Consider the following 1,830-nt stretch of genomic DNA (forward strand, 5'->3'; position numbering starts at 1 on the left):
ATCAAGGTGACATAATCGGCTTTGCTCAAAATGAGGGCAGCAGCTGGCTGGAGACAGTGACGTCCTGGCAAGATACACATATCCCGTGGGACGGAAACGTGCAATATCGGTCCATCATCTTGCACCAGGTGCTGAGCTTCAAAGGCGGGCTTAAGCTCACGATTGAGGCGCCGTCCGTATCTGAGCAGCAGAGCGAATTCGCTTTGGAGGGCAGCTTGTCCCAGCAGGTTAACCGTCTCAACCAAAATGCTATCCGGTATGGGAAGCCTTACTACGGCGTCACCCATTCCCGCACCGAGGGGATCGTCGTAGAACGGGAGGATCATCTGTTCAAAGGAGTCTTCAATGGTGAGGAGCTGAGCTTCTACGCTAACGGAGACAAGGCACTGTGGTTTGACATTCCGAGTCGGAAGTTCAAATTTGCCGGAGACCTGGAAGCTGTAGGCGGAACCTTTACGGGGGATCTCTCGGCTGCCGGCGGAACATTTACGGGAGATCTCTCAGCAGCCGGCGGAACATTTACCGGAACCTTGGTTGGGGTAAATGGTACGTTCTCCGGTACAATTCAAGGCGGAAGCTTTATAGGTGGCAGCATCCGGATCGGCAGCAGCTTCAGCGTTGATTCTTCTGGCCACATGGTTGCCGTCGGGGCGGACTTCAGCGGAACGATTTCAGCCTCTGTCATCACCGGCGGCCAGATCAACGGGACGAACATCACCGGGGCCGACATTCTGGGCAGCCGGATCCGGACGGCATCGTCAGGTGATCGAATTGAATTGGACCGTGATGGATTTGTGTTCTATGATTCAGGTAATGCCCGCCGGGTTACGCTCGGAACGAATCAGGTTGCGGGAATATCCGGACATACCTATTACAACTCGTCCGGACAATCGCAAGGGCTGATCTATGCATTATCAAGTGAATTGCATGTGATAGGTAACAGGAGTCTATTGTTAGCGGCAAATAATGGGGTCATGACGCTTCAGGGGCCAGTTCAATTTACAAGTTCCGTAAGCGGATTGAAGCTAAGCATAGATCAAATATCTGGCTTACAAGACCAGCTTACCTCAATCTGGAATTATATCTACAGCCACACCCATACCGTTACCTTGCCATCGCATAATCACGGCAGGGTCGAAAACCAAAACTGGGGCGGAACCTTTACCACATCTCGACCGTAATGGTATTATTAAGGATAATAATGCCAACGGAGGTAAGTATATATGAAGAAATGGTTATATCTTTTGAGCGGTGTTGTTATTGGTGCTGTCGTCGCGACGTCGAGCAGCGCTTTTGCAGCGCAGATTAAAAGCCTAGTGGGACAGAAGGTAACCGGTGAATATACAGTTGTGGTAAATGGCAAAACATTGTCGGATAAGGGCGCAGTTATTAATGGAAGAACAAATGCCCCAGTCAGAGCTCTTTCTGATGCGTTAGGAGCTGATTTAAAAGTGGAAGGTAAGACAATTACTGTTACAACTGAGGGTGAAGCTGCACCTTCTAACGAGGGGCAGCCGACAAGTGTGAGTTCCACGAATAAATTTATGGGCCAGCCAAAAAGCTCATTGTTAAATAGCAAAGATATTATTGAGAATAAGATTTTGGCGCCAACAATTAAAGGCCGTGAGAATATCCTTGCTGAAATCAAGTCTCTGAAAGAGACAGAGGCTAAAGGGATACCGGTTCCTGTTCTCGCGGAGAAAGAAAAGCAGCTGCAGCAATATGATGCTGATATTGCCAAGTACACCGAGGAGCTACGTCAGGTTAACGAAGCACTCGCAGCACTCGAAAAATGATGGTTCACCACCCTACCAAATCATGGTACTATGA

General features: G+C 49.2%; 1 protein-coding gene and 1 pseudogene. Both read left to right on the forward strand.

Features of this window, described 5'->3' with window-relative positions; translation table 11 throughout:
- Positions 1-1,181: pseudogene (locus tag GQY55_RS30640) on the forward strand (hypothetical protein); the annotation flags it as partial.
- Between the two features lie 42 nt (positions 1,182-1,223).
- Positions 1,224-1,796 carry a stalk domain-containing protein gene (locus tag GQY55_RS30645; RefSeq protein WP_160045708.1) on the forward strand — a complete coding sequence of 191 codons (573 nt, stop codon included), beginning with the start codon at positions 1,224-1,226 and terminating at the stop codon, positions 1,794-1,796.
- Positions 1,797-1,830: the final 34 nt, after the last annotated feature.

It is taken from the genome of Paenibacillus sp. USDA918EY (assembly GCF_009870825.1).
Classification (GTDB): domain Bacteria; phylum Bacillota; class Bacilli; order Paenibacillales; family Paenibacillaceae; genus Paenibacillus_AQ; species Paenibacillus_AQ albilobatus.